Genomic DNA, 1,883 nt, shown 5'->3' on the forward strand with positions numbered 1-1,883 from the left:
TCAGACACTGATGCAGGGCTTTTCTATTCATCGCATGGCAAGCTGCGGTTTTACTCGCATCTCGCCTCCGGCAGCCTGTCGAGCATTGCACTCGCAAGAAGAAATCTGTCCGGCAACAGACAGGCTTGTGAAAAACCACCCCCAAGAATTTATCGCTTTTGACATAAGCCGGTCTTGCAAAAACTGTAAGAACTGATTCAAGATTGCGTTCTGCAAAGTGCTTCGCCGGTTTATCCCAAACAATGCGATGAAATTACCGGCGCAAAAAACAGAAAAGGAATAAGGACATGACCGTAGCTGCGATCAAACTGAACGACGGCAACTCCATTCCGCAACTGGGTTTCGGTGTATGGCAGGTCAGCGATGAAGAAGCCGTCGCCAGTGTGACAACCGCGCTTGAAACCGGCTACCGTCACATTGATACCGCCGCAATTTACAAGAATGAAAAAGGTGTCGGTCAGGCAATTCGTAATTCCGGCATCGCACGTCAGGATATTTTTCTGACAACGAAAGTCTGGAATGACGATCAGGGTTATGATTCCACCCTGAAAGCTTTTGATGCTTCGGCTGAGCGCCTCGGCACAGATTATTTTGATCTTTATCTCATTCACTGGCCAATGCCGAACAAAGATAAATTTCTTGATACATGGCGTGCACTCATCAAATTACGTGAAGAAGGCCGTGTGAAATCAATCGGCGTTTCCAATTTCCGCACAGCTGATCTGCAACGTATCCTGCGTGAAACAGATGTTGTGCCAGCCATCAACCAGATCGAGCTGCACCCTTATTTCCAGCAGGATAATCTGCGCCAGTTCCACCAGCAGCATAATATCGCTACAGAAGCATGGAGCCCGCTCGGACAGGGTAAAATTCTGGACAATCCGGTTTTGAAAGCCATTGCCGCCAATCACGGCAAATCTGTCGCTCAGGTCATTCTGCGCTGGCATCTGGATATCGGCAATGTCGTCATTCCGAAATCCGTCACCCCTGCCCGTATTAAAGAAAATTTTGAAGTCACAGATTTCAAGCTTCTGGGTATCGAGCATGACGAGATCAACAAGCTGGATGCTTCTGACGGACGTATCGGACCTGATCCGACAACCTTCGGTTAATCTGTCATTTCGAAATATATTTTTCAAAAAATTTGCTTAATTATCAAAGCACTCGTATAAATTATACGAGTGCTTTATTTTAACATGAATAAATCAACAAAAAATCTGATGGCGTCAAACTATTGATTTTATTTTTACTGAAAAATTAAATTAAAATATAAATATTTATCAAATTAATTAAATTTATAAATACAAAACGACATAAAATTAATTAACCAATACATCAAAATTGCAACTAAAATTCACCACCACCCTTTTTATTACCTGCATTTTATTGCAGTATCCATTTATGGTTTTTTTCATATGATGAGTTATAAATTTCCAATAGAGAAAGGACGATTTTTTTCCGCCTGTTAATTTATTATATTTCCGGTTTTTTCTGAAATCAGATTATGAAAATTCCATGCAATTTTAAGAATTAAAACAGAGCCAAGTATAAATATATTTTATTCAATTTTTTAAGGTGAAAAATGTCAATTGTTGTCAATCTTGATGTTGTTTTAGCACGTAAAAAAATCCGCTCACGCCAGCTGGCGGCCGATATAGGCATTACGGAACCCAATGTATCCTTACTCAAATCCGGCAAAGTGCGTGGCATACGCTTTGAAACACTGGCAAAAATCTGCCGTGTCCTTGAATGCCAGCCAGGCGATATTCTTGAATATCGCGATGAGGTTCGCACCCCGCATTAATGCAACCGGCGACTGACCACATATAGGACAGTTTAAAAATCAGACACACAAAAGCCGCGCGATCAGTGACCAGCGCGGC

At 42.0% G+C, this 1,883-nt stretch carries 2 protein-coding genes; both read left to right on the forward strand.

Translation table 11 applies throughout. The annotated features are described in order from the left end of the window. Nucleotides 1-287: 287 nt before the first annotated feature. The gene (locus A918_RS0102070; protein ID WP_022709446.1) at nt 288-1,112 is read left to right on the forward strand and encodes an aldo/keto reductase; all 825 of its coding nucleotides are present in this window, start codon (nt 288-290) and stop codon (nt 1,110-1,112) included. Between the two features lie 470 nt (nt 1,113-1,582). Continuing rightward, a complete protein-coding gene (locus tag A918_RS0102075; protein ID WP_022709447.1) occupies nt 1,583-1,804 on the forward strand; it encodes a helix-turn-helix transcriptional regulator in 222 nt (73 codons plus the stop codon). The last annotated feature ends 79 nt before the right edge of the window (nt 1,805-1,883 follow it).

The organism is Pseudochrobactrum sp. AO18b, assembly GCF_000409565.1.
Taxonomy (GTDB): Bacteria; Pseudomonadota; Alphaproteobacteria; order Rhizobiales; family Rhizobiaceae; genus Pseudochrobactrum; species Pseudochrobactrum saccharolyticum.

Coding starts and splice junctions, on each gene's coding strand:
- A918_RS0102070 (WP_022709446.1), top strand. CDS start 288: ATGACCGTAGCTGCGATCAAACTGAACGACGGCAACTCCATTCCGCAA.
- A918_RS0102075 (WP_022709447.1), top strand. CDS start 1,583: ATGTCAATTGTTGTCAATCTTGATGTTGTTTTAGCACGTAAAAAAATC.